The 19,315-nt window shown below is 72.3% G+C and carries 19 protein-coding genes; 9 read left to right on the top strand and 10 right to left on the bottom strand.

Annotated elements, in window-relative coordinates; genetic code table 11:
• Nucleotides 1–33: 33 nt before the first annotated feature.
• On the top strand, nucleotides 34–693 hold the full coding sequence (locus OG782_RS29245) for a hypothetical protein (RefSeq protein WP_406455975.1): 660 nt from the start codon (nucleotides 34–36) through the stop codon (nucleotides 691–693).
• 25 nt (nucleotides 694–718) lie between these two features.
• Here the strand turns inward: OG782_RS29245 and OG782_RS29240 are convergent, their stop codons facing one another.
• Nucleotides 719–1,816: a P1 family peptidase gene (locus OG782_RS29240; RefSeq protein WP_406459332.1), complete on the bottom strand. Its 1,098-nt coding sequence runs from the start codon at nucleotides 1,814–1,816 to the stop codon at nucleotides 719–721.
• Nucleotides 1,817–1,962: 146 nt separating this feature from the next.
• Here OG782_RS29240 and OG782_RS29235 point away from each other — a divergent pair, with 146 nt between their 5' ends.
• Together OG782_RS29235 and OG782_RS29230 are read left to right on the top strand one after the other, a co-directional pair.
• Nucleotides 1,963–2,208, top strand: coding sequence for a hypothetical protein (locus tag OG782_RS29235; protein ID WP_406455973.1), 246 nt, complete (start codon nucleotides 1,963–1,965; stop codon nucleotides 2,206–2,208).
• A gap of 172 nt (nucleotides 2,209–2,380) precedes the next feature.
• On the top strand, nucleotides 2,381–2,881 hold the full coding sequence (locus tag OG782_RS29230; RefSeq protein ID WP_406455971.1) for a DUF6069 family protein: 501 nt from the start codon (nucleotides 2,381–2,383) through the stop codon (nucleotides 2,879–2,881).
• Between the two features lie 24 nt (nucleotides 2,882–2,905).
• Here the strand turns inward: OG782_RS29230 and mnhG are convergent, their stop codons facing one another.
• The 7 genes from mnhG to OG782_RS29195 all read right to left on the bottom strand — a co-directional run bounded on the left by mnhG (nucleotide 2,906) and on the right by OG782_RS29195 (nucleotide 10,111).
• Nucleotides 2,906–3,259, bottom strand: coding sequence for a monovalent cation/H(+) antiporter subunit G (mnhG, locus tag OG782_RS29225; protein WP_406455969.1), 354 nt, complete (start codon nucleotides 3,257–3,259; stop codon nucleotides 2,906–2,908).
• Nucleotides 3,256–3,591, bottom strand: a complete 336-nt coding sequence (locus tag OG782_RS29220; RefSeq protein WP_406455967.1) for a monovalent cation/H+ antiporter complex subunit F — start codon at nucleotides 3,589–3,591, stop codon at nucleotides 3,256–3,258. Before OG782_RS29220 ends, mnhG begins: the two co-directional genes overlap by 4 nt.
• Complete coding sequence (locus OG782_RS29215; protein ID WP_406455965.1) at nucleotides 3,588–4,232, bottom strand: Na+/H+ antiporter subunit E; 645 nt, start codon at nucleotides 4,230–4,232, stop codon at nucleotides 3,588–3,590. The genes OG782_RS29220 and OG782_RS29215 overlap by 4 nt, the downstream gene beginning before the upstream one ends.
• Complete coding sequence (locus OG782_RS29210) at nucleotides 4,229–5,884, bottom strand: Na+/H+ antiporter subunit D (protein ID WP_406455963.1); 1,656 nt, start codon at nucleotides 5,882–5,884, stop codon at nucleotides 4,229–4,231. The genes OG782_RS29215 and OG782_RS29210 overlap by 4 nt, the downstream gene beginning before the upstream one ends.
• Nucleotides 5,881–6,510: a Na(+)/H(+) antiporter subunit C gene (locus tag OG782_RS29205; protein ID WP_406455961.1), complete on the bottom strand. Its 630-nt coding sequence runs from the start codon at nucleotides 6,508–6,510 to the stop codon at nucleotides 5,881–5,883. The genes OG782_RS29210 and OG782_RS29205 overlap by 4 nt, the downstream gene beginning before the upstream one ends.
• A complete protein-coding gene (locus OG782_RS29200) occupies nucleotides 6,507–9,425 on the bottom strand; it encodes a Na+/H+ antiporter subunit A (protein WP_406455959.1) in 2,919 nt (972 codons plus the stop codon). The genes OG782_RS29205 and OG782_RS29200 overlap by 4 nt, the downstream gene beginning before the upstream one ends.
• A 254-nt stretch (nucleotides 9,426–9,679) precedes the next feature.
• On the bottom strand, nucleotides 9,680–10,111 hold the full coding sequence (locus tag OG782_RS29195) for a (4Fe-4S)-binding protein (protein ID WP_406455957.1): 432 nt from the start codon (nucleotides 10,109–10,111) through the stop codon (nucleotides 9,680–9,682).
• 323 nt (nucleotides 10,112–10,434) lie between these two features.
• Between OG782_RS29195 and OG782_RS29190 the strand changes: the two genes are divergently transcribed.
• From OG782_RS29190 to OG782_RS29170, 5 genes are all read left to right on the top strand, one after another.
• Complete coding sequence (locus OG782_RS29190) at nucleotides 10,435–13,305, top strand: nitrate- and nitrite sensing domain-containing protein (RefSeq protein WP_406455955.1); 2,871 nt, start codon at nucleotides 10,435–10,437, stop codon at nucleotides 13,303–13,305.
• Complete coding sequence (locus tag OG782_RS29185; protein WP_406455953.1) at nucleotides 13,305–13,742, top strand: roadblock/LC7 domain-containing protein; 438 nt, start codon at nucleotides 13,305–13,307, stop codon at nucleotides 13,740–13,742. The genes OG782_RS29190 and OG782_RS29185 overlap by 1 nt, the downstream gene beginning before the upstream one ends.
• On the top strand, nucleotides 13,739–14,143 hold the full coding sequence (locus tag OG782_RS29180; RefSeq protein WP_406455951.1) for a DUF742 domain-containing protein: 405 nt from the start codon (nucleotides 13,739–13,741) through the stop codon (nucleotides 14,141–14,143). Before OG782_RS29185 ends, OG782_RS29180 begins: the two co-directional genes overlap by 4 nt.
• Before the next feature lie 6 nt (nucleotides 14,144–14,149).
• On the top strand, nucleotides 14,150–14,719 hold the full coding sequence (locus tag OG782_RS29175) for a GTP-binding protein (RefSeq protein WP_406455949.1): 570 nt from the start codon (nucleotides 14,150–14,152) through the stop codon (nucleotides 14,717–14,719).
• Nucleotides 14,720–14,789: 70 nt separating this feature from the next.
• On the top strand, nucleotides 14,790–15,923 hold the full coding sequence (locus tag OG782_RS29170; protein WP_406455947.1) for an FAD-dependent monooxygenase: 1,134 nt from the start codon (nucleotides 14,790–14,792) through the stop codon (nucleotides 15,921–15,923).
• A gap of 103 nt (nucleotides 15,924–16,026) precedes the next feature.
• Here the strand turns inward: OG782_RS29170 and OG782_RS29165 are convergent, their stop codons facing one another.
• Nucleotides 16,027–16,428 (bottom strand): RidA family protein, encoded by a 402-nt coding sequence (locus OG782_RS29165; protein WP_406455945.1) that lies wholly within the window; start codon nucleotides 16,426–16,428, stop codon nucleotides 16,027–16,029.
• Complete coding sequence (locus tag OG782_RS29160) at nucleotides 16,425–17,552, bottom strand: acyl-CoA dehydrogenase family protein (RefSeq protein ID WP_406455943.1); 1,128 nt, start codon at nucleotides 17,550–17,552, stop codon at nucleotides 16,425–16,427. The genes OG782_RS29165 and OG782_RS29160 overlap by 4 nt, the downstream gene beginning before the upstream one ends.
• A 123-nt stretch (nucleotides 17,553–17,675) precedes the next feature.
• On the opposite strand from OG782_RS29160, the gene OG782_RS29155 reads away from it, so the two are divergent.
• Complete coding sequence (locus OG782_RS29155; protein ID WP_406455941.1) at nucleotides 17,676–19,313, top strand: AMP-binding protein; 1,638 nt, start codon at nucleotides 17,676–17,678, stop codon at nucleotides 19,311–19,313.
• Nucleotides 19,314–19,315: the final 2 nt, after the last annotated feature.

Here is a 19,315-nt window from a genome sequence, read left to right as displayed (position 1 = left end):
CCGGGGCGCGCCTCCCACCCAGGAGCCCCGCCCATGCGCGCACGCCGCCTCGCCACCCGCCTCGTCCTGCCCACGCTCGCCGTGCTGCTGTTCAGCGGCTGCGACTCCGGGGCCGGGTCCGCCGCCCCGGACCCGGAACGCTCCCCCGTCACGCGGCAGGCCGGACCGCCCACCGGCCCGGAGAACCGCTCCCTGTGGACGCTCATCGGCGCCGACGGCGAGAGGGTCGAAACCCTGGCGGACGACGATCCGGACGTCACCGCGATCCGCAGAACCGTCGTGCTCCACTCGGGCACGGTCGACGACCGCAGCAGCGATTCGGTCACCGAGAGTGTGAAGAACGAGTTCGCCTTCTACGGCGGCGAGTTCAAGAAGGCGCTGGAGGCCCAGAACTACGGCACGAAGGTGACCGCGCTCTTCCGGGACAACGGTCTTTCCACCCGCCAGGAGAAGGTCGCCTGGTACCGCTCGACCGTCTACAAGGACCGCAGGACCGCCAAGGCCGAAATGGACACGGTCTTCGAGTTCACCGCGGGACACCCCGCCTACCTCAAGAAGAGCGGGCTCGCGGTGGGCACCCCGTACACCGAGCACCGCACGGTGAACCTGGCGAAGCAGGGCGGGACCTGGGTCATCACCGGAATCCGGCGGACACCGCTGGAGCGCCCGGCGCCGAAACCGGCTGCCCGGTAGGCCGAGGCCGGGCGGCCGGGCCCCGCTACGCCACCACGCCCCGTGCGGCGAGCAGTTCGGCGACCCGGTCCAGCGGCAGCGCCGGGACGTGGTGGCCGGCCCGGCCGGTCATCGAGTGCGCGCCGGTGAGCACGTTGAGGACCGCCTCCTCCACCGACTCGACCACCGCGCCGTAGAAGGGGTCCATCCGCCCCCACGGCACGAAGCGCATCGACTCGTAGGGCGCGCTGCCGTCGTCCTCGGGGAACGTGCTGTTCAGCGCGCCGGGGTTGGCCGTGGAGAAGGCGAGGAAGATATCGCCGGAGAAGTGGCTGCCGGTGGTGCCGGTGCGGGCGAGGCCCAGGGTCGCCCGCCGGGCCAGCGCCTTGCACTGGCCCGGCAGCAGGGGTGCGTCCGTGGCCACGACCACGATCACCGAGCCCGCACCGGGCGGGACCGGACGCTCGCCGTCGGCCACGGGCGCGGGCCCGTCGGGCAGTTCCCGGCCCACCGGGACACCGGCCACCACCAGTTCGCGCCGCGCGCCGAAGTTGGCCTGCACGAAGGCGCCCACGGTGTAGCGGTCCCCGCCGTACTCCACCACCCGCGAGGCCGTGCCCGAGCCGCCCTTGAAGCCGTAGCAGCGCATGCCCGTACCGCCGCCGACGCATCCCTCCGCCACCGGGCCGGAGGAGGCCGCCTCGATCGCGGCCGCCGCGTGTCGGGGCTCCACGGCCGGGCCGTGGATATCGTTGAGGTGGCCGTCCCAGGTCTCGGTGACCACCGGCAGCAGCCACTCGGGCGCCATGTCGCGGCGGTTGGCGCGCACCCACTCGACGACACCGCGGTGGACCGGGCCGACCGCATAGGTGTTGGTGATGACCACCGGCACGGCGAGCGATCCGCTCTCCTCGATCCAGGCGGTGCCGGTCATCTCGCCGTTGCCGTTGAACGAGTGCCAGCCGGCCGAGCACGGCGAGCCGACGCCGTCCCGGCCGCGCGGGAGGAGGGCGGTGACCCCGGTGCGTACGTCGTCGCCCTCGCAGAGCGTCACATAGCCGACCTCGACGCCGGGGACGTCCGTGATCGCGTTCCACTCCCCCGGCTCACCGGTCAGGGGTATCCCCAGCTCGCGTGCCCTCATGCGGTTGTCGTCCACCGGTTCCTCCCGCGTGCCGTTGTCGCCCGTGCGGGCAGAGCGTACGGGAACCGGCCCTGATCCGGCCGGACGGCGCCTGAACAACCCTGGCTCCGCCCGGCGTTGTGGGAGCCGTGTGCTGAACTTCCCTCATGGTGACGACAGGGACAGCGGCGGGTACGGGCAGCGGCGGCGCGGTGACGGCCGCGGAGGCGGGGCACACCGCCCGGAGCCGGTCCGTCCACTCGGCCCCGTTCCGGCCGGCCGAGCGCTCGGCCGTCGCCGCGATCGATCTGCTGCGCGGCCTGGCGGCGGACGGCGGCGGGGCCTGCCGCCCGCACCCGCTCCAGGAAGGGACGATCGAGGCGATACTGACGTCCGGTCCCGAGGCCCGGTAGCCGGCGGGACGGGCCCGGTGCGCGCCGGTCCGGCGCGGACCCCTGCCTGCGCGTCCGTCTCCTGAGCGACCGTCACCCCGCCGGTCTCACCCGTTCGGACCGTTCCCGGTCGCCGCCGTGCCCCGGCCGTCCGACGATCGGGATTCGGTCGATCGAGGGGAGAGGTCCGGTCATGGACCCACAGGACGGTTACGAGTGGCAGCCGCAGCAGACCGGTTATGTCCCGCCCCAGCACGTGCCCCGGCCGCAGCGCTCCCGCATCGACGCCGGGCGGCTGTGGGCGGGCGGTGCCATGACCGCCGTCGTCGCCGCGCTCACCGCCGTGGTCGGGCTGCTGCTGATCCGCGGGGTGCTGGGCGTTCCCGTGTTCGCGCCGGAGGGTGACGGGGCGATGGGCGACGCGTCGACGGGAATGCTGGCCGTGGGGGCCGCGCTGGCCGCCCTGGTGGCCACCGGCCTGCTGCACGTGCTGATGCTGGCGACGCCGCAGCCGGGCACCTTCTTCGTATGGATCATCACCCTCGCCACCGCCGTCATGGTGCTGCTGCCCTTCACCACCTCCGCGCAGTTGGACGCCAAGATCGGTTCGGCGGCGCTGTATCTCGTCATCGGGATCGCGATCGGTTCCCTGCTGTCCGCCGCGGGCCGCAGCGCGATGCGCCGGGAGTTCTGACCGCCGCTCCGTCTGCCGGACCGGTCAGCTCTCCTCGGTGAGCTGTTCGTCCAGTTCGTCGAAGAGCAGCTCACCGTGGTCGATCTGGCCCGTCCGGTAGGCGGAGCGCGCGACCAGGTGCGCGGCCACCGGACCGGTCATCAGCTGGAAGAAGCCGATCAGCCCCAGCGTCGCGAGGTCCATACCGCTGCGCAGGCGCAGCGCGACGCCGGCCAGCACGAGCAGCAGTCCGAGGGACTGCGGCTTGGTCGCGGCGTGGCTGCGGGACAGGACGTCCGGCAGCCGCAGCATGCCGACCACGCCGAGCAGACAGATGGCGGCGCCGGCCAGCACCAGGAGCGCGCCCGCGGTATCGGCGATCCGGACCCAGACACTCATGGGGTTTCCTTGTCGGTCCGCCGGGGGCCGCCGGCGCGCGGGCGGCCCGGTGGCCGGTCGCGTACCGCGATGAAGCGCGCGATGCCGACCGAACCGGTGAAGCCGAGGAAGGCCAGCACCAGCATGATCGGGAAGTAGAACGCGTCCCGCGCGAAGGCGGACTTGGCGCCGAGCCCGGCGATGATGAGCGCCGCGCAGACATCCAGCGAGATCGCCCGGTCCAGCATGGACGGGCCGCGCCAGATGCGGGTCAGCAGGCCCGCCCCGGCGACGACGATGAGTACGACGGCCGCGGTGAGCAGCACCCGGTCGACGGTCTCCGGCACGCTCATGTGCCCTCCTCCTGGTCTCCCGGCTGCCGGCCGGTGTGCGGTGCGGGCGGGGGTGGTACGGCGACGCGGGCGATCTCGTCGGGCGTGCCGAAGGCCCGGACGGTCAGCTCCTCCAGGCGCCATACGGAGCGGCGGGCGGCGTCCAGTGCGGCGGGCCGGTCGGCTTCGAGGACGTGTACGAAGACGGTGGCGGTGGCGCGGCGCACCTCGACGACCGATCCGCCGGGCACGTTCGAGACCGCGACGGCGGTCGCCGCGAGCATCAGGTCCGAGCGGCAGCGCAGCGGTACGGCGATGACGGCCGCCCGGTGCGGGTGGTTGCCGAAGATCTGCCGGGTGACCTTCACGCCGGAGGTGTACATGTCGTAGAAGAGATAGCCGGCCAGCCGCAGGATGCCCCAGGGGTGCAGGCGCAGCCCCAGATCGACGCGCGGCAGGGGGAAGGCCAGGCAGACGGCCACCGCGACGACGGCCCCGGTCAGCACGTTGGCCCAGTTCAGGCTGGACCAGAGCAGCACCCAGATGACGGTGAGCCAGGCGATCAGCGGAAGGTCGAGCACCCGCCGCCGGCGTCCGCCGAACTCGCAGCTGAAGGGCGGCAGGTCCCTGTTCCGGAGGGAGAAGGTGATCAGGCGTTTCACCGGCCGAGCACCGCCTCGATGTAGGGGGTACGCGCGATGAGTTCGGCGGCCGAGCGGTCGGTGTACGAGGTCAGCGGCCCCGCGAACACCGTGAAGGCGAGGCCGAGCGCGACCGTCGCGGCGGTCGCCCAGGTCATGAGCCGGGGCAGTCGGGTCGTGGTGGTGACGGCGTGGCCGTGCAGGGTGGCCGCGACCGCGAGCCCGGCCGGCTGATGCCGCAGGCGTACCCCTTCGTCACCGGTGCCGGGCATGCCGTCGGGTCCGTAGTCGCTGTCGTCCTCGTCGCTGTCGTCGTCCGACTCCAGGACCGTGCCGTCGATGGCCTGCCCGGGGGGTGCGGCCCGCCAGAACGCCAGGTTCCAGACCTTGGCGATCACGTACAGCGTGAGGAGGCTGGTCACCGCCGACCCGATGACGAGGATCCAGGCCCAGACGCCGCCGTCGGCGACACCGGCCCGCATGAGGCCGAGCTTGCCGATGAATCCGGAGAGGGGCGGGATGCCGGCCAGGTTCATCGCGGGCACGAAGAAGAGGACGGCCAGCAGCGGGGCCGCCTTGGCGATGCCGCCGAGCCGGGTCAGTTCGGTGGTGCCGCCCCGCCGTTCGATGAGCCCGGCCACCAGGAAGAGCGTGGTCTGGACGGTGATGTGGTGGACGACGTAGACGATCGCGCCGCCGTAGGACTCCCTGGTGGCGAGGCCGATTCCGAAGACCATGTAGCCGATGTGGCTGATGAGGGTGAAGGAGAGCAGCCGTTTCAGGTCGGTCTGGGCGACGGCTCCCAGGATGCCGACGATCATCGAGGCCAGTGCCGCGGCCATCAGCAGGTCGCCGAGCCGGTTGCCGGGGAAGAGCAGGGTCTCGGTGCGCAGCATGCAGTAGACGCCGACCTTGGTGAGCAGTCCGGCGAAGACCGCGGTGACGGGGGCGGGCGCGGTCGGGTAGGAGTCGGGGAGCCAGGCGGCGAGGGGGAAGACCGCGGCCTTGATGGCGAAGACGGTCAGCAGCATCGCCTGGATCAGGGTCTGGACGCCCAGCGGGAGTTCGGCGAGGCGTACGGCCAGCTGGGCGAAGTTGGCGGTGCCGGTGGCCGCGTACGTCATGGCGATGGCGGTGAGGAAGAGCATCGAGGAGAAGAGGGAGATGATCACGTAGGTGGAGCCCGCCCGGATCCGGGGGCCGGTGCCGCCGAGCGTGAGCAGGACGAAGCTGGCGACCAGCATGATCTCGAAGCCGACGTAGAGGTTGACGAGGTCACCGGCGAGGAAGGTGCAGGAGACCCCGGCGACCAGGATCAGGTAGGCGGGGTGGAAGACCGCCACCGGAGTCTCCTCGTCCCGGTCGGCCATGCCCTGGCCCAGGGAGTAGACGAGGACGCAGAGGGTGACGGCCGAGGAGACGGTCAGCATCAGGCCGGAGAGCCGGTCGGCGACCAGGGTGATGCCGAGCGGCGGGGCGAAGTCGCCGAGGTGCACGGTGAGCGGGCCGTTCATGTCGGCGCCGATCATCAGGGTGACCGAGAGGCCCAGCACGGCGGTGAGCACGGCGACGCTGATGAAGCGCTGGAACTGTTTGAGCCGGGTGCCGAAGGCGAGGCTCAGGCCGGTGGCGCAGAGCGGCAGCAGCACCGGCAGCGGAACGAGTGCGTTCACCCGGTGTCTCCTCGGTTCGCGTCGTCGGGGGTGGTGGGGGTCTCCGGCCCTTCCGCGGACCGCTGCGTCGCGTAGTCCTCCGGGTCCGCGCCCAGGACGTCGTGCCACAGGTCCCCGGTCGCGTCCCGGCCCCGGGCCTGGAGGGCACGGTCGGCCCGCAGCCTGGCCCGCAGGCGGCGGCGCTGCTCGCGGTAGCGGCGGCGCGCCTCGGCCGAGCGGTCGGACTCGGCCCGGTACTGCTCACGCAGTTCGTCGCGCTCCCCCAGCACCTCGGCGCGCAGCACGATGCGCCGGTCCTCCAGGTCGTCGTGGACCTCGTCCGTACCGGTCAGCTGGTGGCTGCGGTAGGCCATGGCGAGGAGGAACGCGGTGGTGGCGAGGGTGATGACGATGGCGGTGAGGGCGATGGCCTGGGGCAGCGGATCGGTGACCCGGGCCAGGTCGACGCCGTAGAGCAGGGGTTCGCGGCCGGCCGATCCGGTGGCGGACAGGACGAGCAGGTTGATGCCGTTGCCCGCGATCACCGCGCCCAGCAGGATCCGGGTGAGCGGCCGGGTGAGCATGAGGATGCCGCCGACCGCGCACAGCACGGCGGCGGTGGCCAGGAGCGAGGCGCTGACGGTCACGGGGCGGTGCCTCCCGTCCCGGGAGCCGCTCCGGCCGCTCGCGCCGCGGCCGCCGCATCGGCCGCGGCCCGCTCGATCTGCCGGTCGATCTTGGCGCCGAGGGCCCGCACGATGTCCAGCACCACGCCCAGGACCAGCAGGTAGACGCCGCAGTCGAAGATCACCGGCGTACCGAAGTGGTAGTCGCCGATCAGGGGCAGGTGTCCGTGGTGGGTCCAGGCGTGCAGGACCGTTCCGTCGGCGAGGCCGAGCAGGGCCACTCCGGTGGAGAGGAACAGTCCGAGCCCGGTGAAGAGGCCGGGCTGAAGGGGTGCGGCCTCGGCGAGTTCGAACCGGCCGCCCGCCAGATAGCGGGTGATCAGCGCGACGCCGGCGACGAGGCCGGCGACGAAGCCGCCGCCCGGCATGTTCTCGGCGCAGAACAGCAGGTACACCGAGAGCACCAGGATCGGGTGGAACAGCAGCCGGGCCACCACCTCGAAGACGACGGAACGGTGCTCGGGCGCCAGCGTGGAACCGGCCGCCAGCCAGCTGCGCTCCGGGGCCCCTTCGTCTCCCTGCGGCAGGCCCGTCAGCGGGGCGGTGGTCACCGACCAGGCGGTACGTCCCCGTGTCTCCGGCGGCGCCGCGGCACCCTCGGCGCGGCGGTGCAGATAGATGAGGCTCGTCACGCCGATCGCGGCGGCGGCCAGGACGGCGGACTCCCCCATGGTGTCCCAGGCCCGCAGGTCGACGAGGATCGTGGCGACCACGTCCTTGAGGCCGTGGTGCGCGGTCTCCTCGACCATGGCGGCGCCCGCCGGCTCCGCGGTGCGCGCGGCGGCCGCGACCCACACCACCACGCTCAGGGTGGCCGCCGCGGCCAGCGCCACCGGAATGCGCACGGCACGCCGCCAGCTGCTGACCGACTCCTGGAAGTGCACCGGCATCCGCCGCAGTACCAGCACGAACACGATCATCGACACGGTCTCCACGCAGAACTGCGTGAGCGCCAGGTCCGGTCCGCCCTGGACGACGAAGAGCAGCGCGGTCCCGTATCCGGTGAGTCCGGCCAGCACCACGGCCTTCATGCGCCGTCTGACGGTGAGACAGAGCAGTGCCGCCGCGCAGGTCAGCAGGGCGACGGCACCCTGCAGCGGTACGTCCCAGAGCCGGGGCGCGGCGGCCCCGTGCCAGGGCCGGTCCACTCCGAGCACGGCGAGCTGGCCGGCGAGCATCACCAGCAGGGTGGTGGCGAGGTAGACGGAGAGCGAGCCGCGCTGGACGAAGCCGGTGACCTGGAGGGAGAGGCGTTCGAGGCCGAGCAGCAGATGACCGAAGACGTTGTCGGCGGTCGGCCAGGCGATGCGCCGGGAGAGCCGGGTGACCGTGCCGCGTGCGGCGAAGAGCACCGCACCGCCCGCGGTGGCGACGGCCGAGAGCAGCACGGCGGTTCCCCATCCGTGCCAGAGCGCGAGGTGGTAGGGGTGGGCGGAGGTGGGGAAGGTGTCCGCGTACGCGCTCAGCAGCCGGTCGGTCCATCCGACGCCGGGGCCCAGCACCAGTCCGCAGGCCGCGAGCAGCGCGGGCGGGGCGAGGAAGGCCCAGCCGACCCGGTGGACCGGGGTGTCGGCGACGCCGGGCTTGCGCAGGAAGGCGCCCCAGACGAACCGGGCGGTGTACGCGACGGTCAGCATCGACCCTGCCACGGTGATGCCCAGCGCCCACCGGTCCGCGGTGTCGCCGTGCTGCAACGCGTCGAAGGCGGCCTCCTTCGCGGCGAAGCCGAGCAGCGGGGGCAGTGCGGCCATGGAGGCGGCGGCGGTCACGGCGACGGCGCAGACGTGCGGCAGCGCGCGCCCCACACCGGAGAGTCTGCGCAGGTCCCGGGTGCCGGCCGCGTGGTCGACGATGCCGGTGACGAGGAACAGCGGCGCCTTGAACAGGGCGTGGCCGAGGATCATGACACCGGCGGCCAGTGCCGCGTCCCGGTTGCCGACGCCGGCGAGCAGGACGAGGAAACCGAGCTGGCTGACGGTGCCGTAGGCGAGGACGAGCTTGAGGTCGTTGAGCCGCAGGGCCCGCCAGCCGCCGAGCAGCATGGTCGCGGCGCCGAGGATCATCACGACGGGCCGCCAGACGGGTACGTCGGCGAAGCCCGGGGCGAGCCTGGCGACCAGGTAGATACCGGCCTTGACCATGGCTGCGGCGTGCAGATAAGCGCTGACGGGGGTGGGTGCGGCCATGGCGTTCGGGAGCCAGAGGCCGAAGGGCCAGATCGCCGATTTCGACAGGGCCCCGCACAGGATCAGCACGACGGCCACGGAGACGGCGAGGCTCGTCGCGGGAGGGTCGGCGAGGATCGCGGAGATGCGGTAGGTGCCCGCTGCCTGACCGATGATCAGGAAGCCGACCAGCATGGCGAGGCCGCCGAGGGTGGTGACGGTGAGTGCCTGGAGGGCGGAGCGGCGGCTGTGCCGGTGTTCGCTGCTGAACCCGATCAGCAGGTAGGAGAAGACCGTGGTCAGCTCCCAGAACACATAGAGCGAGATCAGGTCGTCGGCGAGGACGAGGGCGAGCATCGCTCCGGCGAAGGCGAGCAGGTTCCCGGCGAATCCGGCCAGTTGCGGGGTGTCGTCGGTGAAGTACGAGGCGCAGTACAGCAGGACGAGTGTGCCGATGCCGGCCGCGAGCAGCACCATGAGTTCGGCGAGTGCGTCCAGCCGCAGGGCGACGGAGACGTCGTAGGCGGGGATCCAGGTCCACGACCAGGTGACCGAGGCGCCGGAGGCCGCGGTGTCCCACTGCGCGAACGCCCAGCACGTGGTGGCGGCGGGCGGCAGCGCGAGGACCAGGAAGGCGCGCGCCCCCAGCCACCGCACCAGTGGGCGCGCGCATGCGGCGAGGACGAAGTGGCAGACGATGAGCGCGGTCATACGGCCCCGCGGGGCGTCCCGCACCCGGCCCGGAAGGACGTCCGGGCCGCCCAAGCTGCCATCGCGCGCGCCTGCGTGGCGGGGGCGACCGCGACGCCGCCCGCCGGCCGGCGGACATCCGCAAAACGACCGGGCGCGGCGGCGGGCGTGTCAGTGCGGGCGATTACAGAACGAGCAGAGTGCACTAAATACAGATATATCCCCGACCCTGCTTCACCCGTACGGCGCGCCGCGCCCGTCGCCGCGCACTGCGATCAGCCGTGGTCGGCGCAGTTGCCGCTGTGGTCGCAGTAGGGGGTGTTCCGGGTGCGTCCACAGCCGCACAGCATCACCCGGGTCTCCTCGCGGGGACCGGCGGGAGTGTCGACCTCGAGATCGCCGCGCAGGTGGAGTACGCCATCGGGGTGCAGCGAGACACGGGTCGGCGCCTCCGGCTCCTCGTCGGGCCCGCCGTCGGTGCGGTGGTACTGCAGGGCGCCGCTCGGGCAGCGGTGGATGACGTCGGCGATGTCGTCGGCGACGGCTTCGCCCGGCCGGATCCAGGGCCTGCGGCCGGTGTCGAACACGGTGGGGAGGCCGCGGACGCACTCGGCGGCGTGCAGACACCGGTGCACGTCGTACTCGACGGTGATGCCGTCACCTTCGTACGACCTGGCCGCGGGGTGCGGGGGCGGTTCGGTGGTCACCGGAGACCTTTCTGGGGCAGTGCCGGACTCCGCACGGACAGCTCCTCACTCCGTACGGACGTCTCAAGCGTCTCCCCGAACCGCCCCCTCCGCTACTCGCACCGAGCTCCGTAACGTCACTTTCCGGACAGCTCCGCACGTTGATGATGAATCCGTGTGTGATCGGTGTTGCACATGTGAGCCCGCGTCCTTCCCGTTTTTGCAATATGACTAATATCTATCTGTCGAAGTTCTAAATGGAATTGACCAGTCGTGAGACTGGCACCATCCCCAAGGAGCATGCCCTGCGCACGCGCGCGTCTAGGCGGAGCGACTCGACCACAATGTCGCTGCGGACGGCCCTGCTCGTACTGGCCATCGTCCCCGGTGTCGCACTGGCCGCCCTCTGGGCCGTCACCAGTGGTCAGACTCTGCTCGACTTCCAGAAGCAGGCAGCCCAGGGGCAGTTGGCCCAGAAGGCCGGCCAGCCGTCCAACATCGTGTACTACAACCTTCAGGAGGAGCGCCGGCTGAGCGCCGAGGCCCTGGCTCACCCCGGAGGTGCCACGGAGGAGCTGCGCAAACAGCGCGCGCTCACGGACGAGGCGATCAGCAGCTTCCAGTCCCTCTCCGACATCGCCACCGACGACGCACCCGCCGAGGTCCGGGACGCGGTCGGCCAGGCCCGTACCGCCATCACCCAACTCCCGGCCCAGCGCACCCTCGTCGACGAGGGTGACGACGACCAGCAGAAGGCCGTGTACGGCTACTACACGGATCTGATCGCCGTCGATCTGAAGCTCTTCACCGCGCTCAGCCATGTGGACAACGGACAGATCACCACGCTTTCGCAGCCGCTGGTCGACCTGTTCTGGGCCAAGGAGATGATCTCGCGCACCGACGCCCTGCTGGCCCGGGGCTGGCCCGAGGGAAAGCTGAGCACCGAGGATCTCCGGCAGGTCCGGCAGGCTGTTTCCGGCCAGTCGTTCCAGTACGCCACCAAGGTCGTCCCCTACCTTCCGGCGGACGAGAAGGCCACCTGGGAGAAGATCTCCACCGGTTCCGCCTGGAAGGCCAAGACCGAGGTGGAGGACGAGGTACTGCGGCCGGCCGATCCCGACAGCGCCGGATTCGTCACGCTCGGCGCGAAGGAGAAGACCTGGCGCGGCGCGATGGACGAGCTCAACCCCCAGCTGATGGAGCTGATGGAGCACCGCACCGCCATGGTCGTGGAGGAGGGCAAGGGCAGTGTCATCTCCCTGCTGATCAGGGTCGTGGTGACCACGGTCGTCGGTCTCGCGGCCGTCATCGCCGTCATCTGGATCACCTGGCGCCTCACCCGTAATCTGCGCCGCCGGATCAGCGGGCTGCAGGAGCGGGCCGAGGAACTGGAGAAGGCCCTGCCCGATGTCGTCGAGCGGCTCGCCAAGGGCGAACGCATCGACGTCGAGGCCGAGGCCCGTGCCATCGGCAGCGACGGCGGGGGCGGCAAGGCCGACGAGCTGGCACGGCTCGGCAACGCGCTCGACCTGGCCCGCACCAGCGCCCTCCAGGCGGCCGTCAAACAGGCCGACCAGCACCGCGGCTTCGAACGGCTGCTCCAGCGCATCGCGCGCCGCACCCAGCAGCTGATCGGCCAGCAGCTCAAGAAGCTCGACGAACTCGAGCGCAAGCACGAGGACCCCGAGGTGCTGGACGGCCTCTTCGACCTCGACCACCTCACCGCACGGCTCCGGCGCTACGAGGAGAACCTGGTGATCCTCGCGGGCGGTTCCCCGCACCGGCGCTGGCGCAAGCCCGTACCGCTGCTGGACGTCATGCGCTCCGCCCAGGGTGAAGTGCAGGACTACCGTCGTGTGGTGCTGGACCTGGACGGCGCGCCCTGGCTCTCCGAGCGGGCCGTCGGCCCCGTCTCGCACGTCCTGGCGGAACTGATCGAGAACGCCCTCAGCTTCTCCAGGCCGCCCAGCCCGGTCGAGGTCAGGGCGGCCCGGGTGAGCCGGGGTCTGGCCATCGAGGTCGAGGACCGCGGACTCGGCATGGAGGAGAACCAGCTCGCCGAGGCCAACGAGCTGATGAGCCACCCGCCCCGGATGGACGTGCTGGCGCACTCCGACGACATCCGGCTGGGTCTGTACGTGATCGCGCGCCTCGCCGACCAGCACGGTCTGCGGGTGGAGTTCCGCCACTCGGCGTTCGGCGGCACCCGGGTCGTCGTGCTCGTCCCCGACTCGCTCACCGTCCCCGGACCGCACTCCGGCCCGGTGGCCGTGCCGTCCCTCGAGCCCGAGGGCGCCGCACCGGCCCCGGCGCCCGAGCCGACCCACGACAACGAGGCGCTGCCCAGCCGGGGCCGCGGCCAGGCCCTCGCCGGGGTGACGGCGCTGCACGCGTCGGGCGCACCGTTCGACACCACCGGCGCCCCGTACACGGTGGCGGACGAGCCCTTCCCCGACCGGGAGGAGCAGCCGCAGCCGGCCCCCGCCGGCGACCCGTTCGGCGACGCCTTCGGCGATCTGCAGCAACCGCACACGCCGTACGCCGACACCGCCCAGGGAACCCCGTACGGCTCCGCCGCTCCCGCGTCGCCGTACACCGGACCGGGCGAGAACACGTACGCCGGGCCCGGCGCGCCCGCGTACGGCGGATCCCGCCAGGACACGTACGCCCCGGCCGAACAGCCGTACATGAAGGCCGAAGGCCAGTACCCGGTGCCGCACCAGTCCTACCCGGCGGCCGAGGCACCGTACGCGGCTCCGCAACAGCCCTACCAGGGAACGTATCCACCCGGCGCCGCCATGGACTCGGCCGGATTCCCGATACCCGGGCCCCGGCAGCCGGAGCAGGCAGCCGGGCGCCACGGACGGCTGCCGGTGGCCGAACCCGACCACCCCGCTCCGCCCGCTCCCGGGACCACCGGCCACGGCGGTCCCGGCCGGCCCGCGCTGCCGGCGGCACCCGCGGCGGAACCCCCGTTGCCGCGCCGGGTACGCCAGGCCAGCCTCGCGGACGAACTGCGGATCACCCCGGCCGCCGGGCCCGCCGCGCCTCAGCCGCCCAGGCAGTCCGAGAACCCGCTGCCCCGGCCGGCCCCCCGCCGGGCGGGTGCCGCCATCGGAGCCTTCCAGCGCCGGTCCCGCGCCGCCCGTGCGACCGACGAACCGCCGACGCAGGCCGGGGCCCCCGCCCCCCTTCCCACGAGAGAAGAACGGTAATGAATCGCACAACCGCCACGCACCAGGATCTCGACTGGCTGCTGGACGGCCTGGTGGACTCGGTGGCCGAGACCCTGAACGCCGTCCTGCTGTCCGACGACGGTCTGGTGGTCAGCCATTCGCGCACCGTGGAGCGGGCCGACGCCGAGCGGCTGGCCGCCATCTGCACCGGCCAGCAGAGCCTGGCCCGCGGTGTCGGCCAGCTCTTCAACGGCGGCGGCGTGCACCAGGTGATCGTCGAGCTGTCGGAACTGTGGCTCTTCATCATCTCGGCCGGCCAGGGCACGCACCTGGCCGTCGTCGCCTCCCAGGAGGTGGACGCCGAGATCATGTCGCTCGCCATGCACAACCTCGTCCAGCAGGTCGGCCAGAAGCTCAGCACCCCGGTGCGCAGCGACTTCGACGCCTTCGGCGGCGGGGACGGGCCGCGCGCGTGACCCCGCACTGGGAGGAGGAGTCCGAGGAGGACGGGGCGGGCACCATGGTGCGCCCGTACACCATCACCCGTGGCCGGACCGCGCCCGAGCGGGACGACCTCACCCTCATCACCGTGCTGACGTCCGCGTACGACCCGCGGGACGGCAGCGGCGCGGCGGTCATGCCGGGGCGGCTCCAGCCCGAGCACCGGATGATCCTGGAGCGCTGTCTGCGCCCCGCGGCGGTGGCCGAGGTGTCCGCGGACCTCAACCTCCCGGTGTCGGTGACCAAGATCCTGCTGGCGGACCTGGTCGCCCACGGCCTGCTGATCGCCCGCGCCCCCCTGTCGGTGGCGCGGGCGTCCGGCGGTGCCCGGATGGGCGTGCTGGCCGCTGTTCGCGACGGACTCCGGAGACTCTGAGCCAAGATGACCATCAGTCAGGCGGCCCCCGCCGCCGTCAAGATCCTTATCGCCGGAGGTTTCGGCGTCGGCAAGACCACGCTGGTGGGCGCCGTCAGCGAAGTCGCGCCCCTGCGTACCGAGGAGTTCCTGACCAAGGCCAGCATCGGCGTCGATGACCTGGCCGGTGTCGGGCAGAAGGACACGACCACCGTGGCCCTGGACTTCGGCCGGATCACGGTCAGTCCGGAGCTCGTCGTCTACCTGTTCGGCACACCGGGCCAGGAACGCTTCTGGTTCATGTGGAACGACCTGGTCAACGGGGCACTGGGCGGCGTCGTGATCGCCGACACCCGGCGGCTGGAGACGAGCTTCGCCTCGATCGACTTCTTCGAGAGCCGGGACATCCCGTTCGTGGTGGCGATCAACTGCTTCCACGGCCACAACACCCGCACCACTGACGAGATCAGGGCCGCCCTCGACCTCGACCCCCATGTCCCGCTGCTGGTCGGCGACGTACGGGAGCGGTCGTTCGGCCGGGACGTACTGCTGGCCCTGGTGGACCACCTCATGAGCCTGCCCGTCGCGGCCGGCTGACCCTTCCGAGCCTGCCCGTCGCGGCCGGCTGACCCTTCCCCCGACTTTTCTCGCTCTGGAGAGATCCGAAATGGCAACATCGCTGCGCGTCCTGATCCACGGTGGCGGCATCGGCGGGCTGACACTCGCCACCGCCCTGGCCCGGCGCGGCCACACCGTCGAGGTCGCCGAGCTCCGTGACGAGCTGGACGCCCTGGGCGTCGGCATCATCCAGCCGTCCAACGCCCTGCACGTCATGCGGGAGATCGGGGTGCTCGACGACTGCCTCAAGGCGGGCTTCGAGTGGGAGGTCCTGACCATCGCCGACCCCGCCGGCAACACGCTGGCGGCCATACCGCAGCCCCGGATGGGCGACGCGCCCTCCAACAACGGCATCCCCCGCCCCGCGCTGGCCCAGGTGCTCGGCGCGGCCGCCACCGCTGCCGGGGCCACCATCCGCTTCGGCGCCACGATCACCGGACTCGACGACGACGGCGAGGGCGTGGACGTCACCCTGTCCGACGGCTCGGCCGCCCGCTGGGACCTGGTCGTCGGCTTCGACGGCATCGGATCGCCGCTGCGCACCCGGCTGTACGGCGACCGCTACGCCCCCCAGTACACCGGCTTCGCCAACTGGCGGGTCACCATGCCCCGTCAGGAGCAGGTCAAGGGCGTCGTGATGAGCAGCGCGGGCCAGGACGCCAAGGCGCTGCTCACCCCGATCACGGACGAGCTGATGTACCTGGGTGCGGTGTTCGCCGAGAACGAGGACTTCCGGCCCGACCCGGAGAAGGCCCACGAGCAGCTCAAGGAGCGGCTGCCGATGTTCTCCGGTCCGGTCGCCGAGGCGCTCGCCGCGGTCACGGGCCCGCAGGACGTGGTGTATTCACGCATCTCCCAGGTGACCGTCGAGGAGCCCTGGCACGTCGGCCGGGTGGTCCTGGCCGGTGACGCGGCGCACGCGAGCACCCCGCACATCGCGCAGGGTGCGGCGATGGCCGTGGAGGACGCGCTGGTGCTCGCCGAGTCGCTGGACGCCGAGGCTGATGTGCCGGCCGCGCTCGACGCGTGGGAGGACCGCCGCCGTCCGCGCGCCATGTGGGTGCAGGCCATGTCGCGTGCCGTGCTCAAGCAGGAGACGGGCGGGGAGACGACGCCCGAGGAGGACGAGCTGCTGAAGGTCGGCATCCCGGGTGCGGCGCACGTGCTGGTGCAGCCGTACTGATCATGCGCTGACCTCCCGAACCGCCCTTGAACGCCTGAACGCCCCGCGCCCGCCCGGATTCCCGGGCCCGCACGGGGTGTTCGGGTGTCCGGGCAGCCGGGTGTCAGGGCAGGACCGCCACCCCGTCGATCTCGACGAGTGCCTGTTCGTCCCAGAGCCGCACGGTGCCGATGACGGCCATCGCCGGGTAGTCGCGGCCGGCGAGCCGCCGCCAGATCCGGCCCAGTTCGGCGGCGTTCGCCCGGTAGTCGGCGACATCCGTGGCGTAGACGGTGACCCGGGCCAGGTCAGCCGGGGAGCCGCCGGCCGCGCGCAGGGCGGTCAGCAGGTTGGTGAGGGCGGTGGCGAACTGTTCGGGCAGCGTGCTCCCGGTGAGCACGCCCCGCTGGTCCAGCGCGGTCTGCCCGGCCAGGAAGACCAGGTTGCTCCCGGTGGCGGTGACCGCGTGCGAGAAGCCCGCGGGCGGGGAGAGTTCGGCGGGGTTGATCCGGTGGACCGGGCTCATGCGGACGGCTCCCGGTTCGCGTACAGCTCCTTGGCGATGATCGTGCGCTGGACCTCGCTGGCGCCCTCGTAGATCCGCGGGGCGCGGACCTCCCGGTAGAGGTGCTCGAGCAGATGGCCGCGGCGCAGGGCACGGGCGCCGTGGAGCTGGACGGCGGTGTCCACGACGTACTGCGCGGTCTCGGTGGCGAACAGCTTGGCCATGGCGGCCCGCCGCGGGACGCCCGGCTCCCCCGCGTCGTACGCGGCGGCGGCCGCGTACACCAGGAGCCGGGCGGCCTCGGTGCGGGTGGCCATCTCGGCGACCTGGTGGGAGACGGCCTGGAGGTCCCCGAGCGGCCCGCCGAAGGCGGTGCGGGTGGCGGTGTGCTCCACGGTGGCGTCGAGGGCGGCGCGGGCCATGCCGACGGCGAAGGCGCCGACGCTGGGCCGGAACAGGTTGAGGGTGTTCATCGCGACCCGGAAGCCGCGGTCCGGTTCGCCGAGGACGTCGTCGGGGGTGACGGGGACACCGTCGAAGCGCAGGGTCCCGATGGGGTGCGGGGAGAGCATGTCCAGCGCGGTGCCGGTCAGGCCTGGGCGGTCGGCCGGCACCAGGAACGCGGTGACGCCGCGGGCTCCGGCGCCCTGCGTCGTCCGGGCGAAGACCGTGTAGAAGTCGGCCTCCGGGGCGTTGGAGATCCAGCACTTCTCGCCGCTCAGCTGCCAGCCGTCCGGCGAGCGGGCGGCGTCCAGCGCGAGGGCCGCCGCGTCCGAGCCGGCCCCCGGCTCGCTGAGCGCGAACGCGGCGACGGCGCGGCCCGCACGGACCTCGGGGAGCCAGCGCTCGCGGTGGGCGGGGGTACCCGCCTGGACCAGCGGGTACGTCCCGAGGCCCTGGAGTGCCAGCGCGGTCTCGGCCTCCGTGCAGCCGCGGGCGAGCGATTCGCGCAACAGACAGAGATCGAGGGCACCGGAGCCGAACAGCCGCTCCAGCAGCCCGAGTTCGCCGAGCGCGGCCAGCAGCGGGCGGTTGACGCGCCCCGGCTCGCCCTTCTCCGCGAGCGGGCGCAGCCGCTCGCCGGCCAGGGTGCGCAGCTCCTCGCACCAGGCGGTCTGTGCCGGATCGAGTGAGAATGCCGTCATACCGGCGCCTCTCCTGTCGAAAGTCCCGGTGCCGTCCCCTTCGGGCCGGCTCCGTTTATCGCGGACCGTTGACTACCGTCACCCAAACGATACGCTCCAAGGGCGACAAGGGGGCGATCCTTCATGGACCCGAATACCTCAGCGCACATCGACAGCTTCGCCAGGGAACATCTGCCACCCGCCGACCAGTGGCCGGATCTGGTCTTCGACCTGCCCGAGCTGCACTATCCGGACCGGCTCAACTGCGCCGCCGAGCTCCTGGACCGCACGGCCGAGCGCCTCGGACCGGACCGGCCGGCCTTCCGTACGCCCGACGGCGGGGTGCTGAGCTACGGGGAGTTGCGCGACCTGGTCGACCGGATCGCCCATGTCCTCACCTCGGACCTGGGAGTGGTGCCCGGAAACCGGGTGCTGCTGCGCGGGCCCACCACGCCCACGCTCGCCGCCTGCTGGCTCGCGGTGCTGAAGGCCGGTGCGATCGCCGTCACCGTACTGGCCCAGCAGCGGGCCGCCGAACTCGCCACGATCTGCTCGATCGCCCGCATCAGCCATGCGCTGTGCGACGTACGGTCGGTCGACGACCTGGTGAAGGCGGAGGTGCCGGGGCTGCGGATCACGGCGTACGGGGGTGACGCACCCGACGACCTGCTGCGGCTGGCCGACGGCCGGCCGGGCCCGTACCGGGCCGTGGACACCGCGGCGGACGACGTGGCGCTGATCGCGTTCACCTCGGGAACCACCGGCCGCCCCAAGGGCTGTATGCATCTGCACCGCGATGTGCTCGCCATCGCGGACACCTTCTCGCGGCACGTCCTGCGGCCGGTGCCCGACGACGTGTTCGCGGGCAGTCCACCACTCGGTTTCACCTTCGGCCTCGGCGGTCTGGTCGTCTTCCCCCTGCGGGCGGGCGCCTCGGCTCTGCTGCTGGAGCAGGCGGGCCCCAAGCAGCTGCTGCCCGCCCTGGCCGCGCACCGGGTCTCGGTGCTGTTCACCGCCCCGACCGCCTACCGGGTGATGCTGGACCAGCTCGACGGCCATGACCTCTCCGCGCTGCGCCGCTGCGTCTCGGCGGGCGAGAACCTGCCCGTCGCGACCTGGCACTCCTGGTACGAGCGGACCGGTCTGCGCATCATCAACGGCATCGGCGCCACCGAGCTGCTGCACATCTTCGTCTCCGCCGCGGACGAGGCGATCCGCCCCGGCACCACCGGCGTCCCGGTCCCCGGCTGGCAGGCGCGGGTGGTGGACCGGGACGGCGAGCCGGTACCGGACGGCGAACCGGGACTGCTCGCCGTGCGCGGGCCGGTCGGCTGCCGCTACCTCGCCGACGAACGGCAGCGGGAGTACGTACAGCACGGCTGGAACCTCACCGGCGACACCTATGTGCGCGACGCCGACGGCTACTTCCGGTACGTGGCCCGCGCCGACGACATGATCATCTCCTCCGGGTACAACATCGCCGGCCCCGAGGTGGAGGACGCCCTGCTGCGCCACCCCGAGGTGGCGGAGGCCGCCGTGGTGGGCCGGGAGGACGAGCTGCGCGGCCGGATCGTGGCGGCGTACGTGGTGCGGCGCGAGGGCTCCGCCCTGTCGGCCGACGCGCTGCGTGCCTTCATGCGGTCCGAACTGGCCCCGCACAAATGCCCCCGCCTCATCACGTTCCTGCCCGCACTCCCCCGTACCGCCACCGGGAAACTGCAACGGTTCCGGCTGCGCGCGGACGAACCCGGTGCGGACTCCGGCACACCGGACCGAGAATGATC

This window comes from Streptomyces sp. NBC_00876 (assembly GCF_045207435.1).
Lineage (GTDB): Bacteria > Actinomycetota > Actinomycetes > Streptomycetales > Streptomycetaceae > Streptomyces.
Note: the sequence above shows the minus strand (reverse complement) of the source record. Positions and strands in the feature narration are given on the sequence as shown.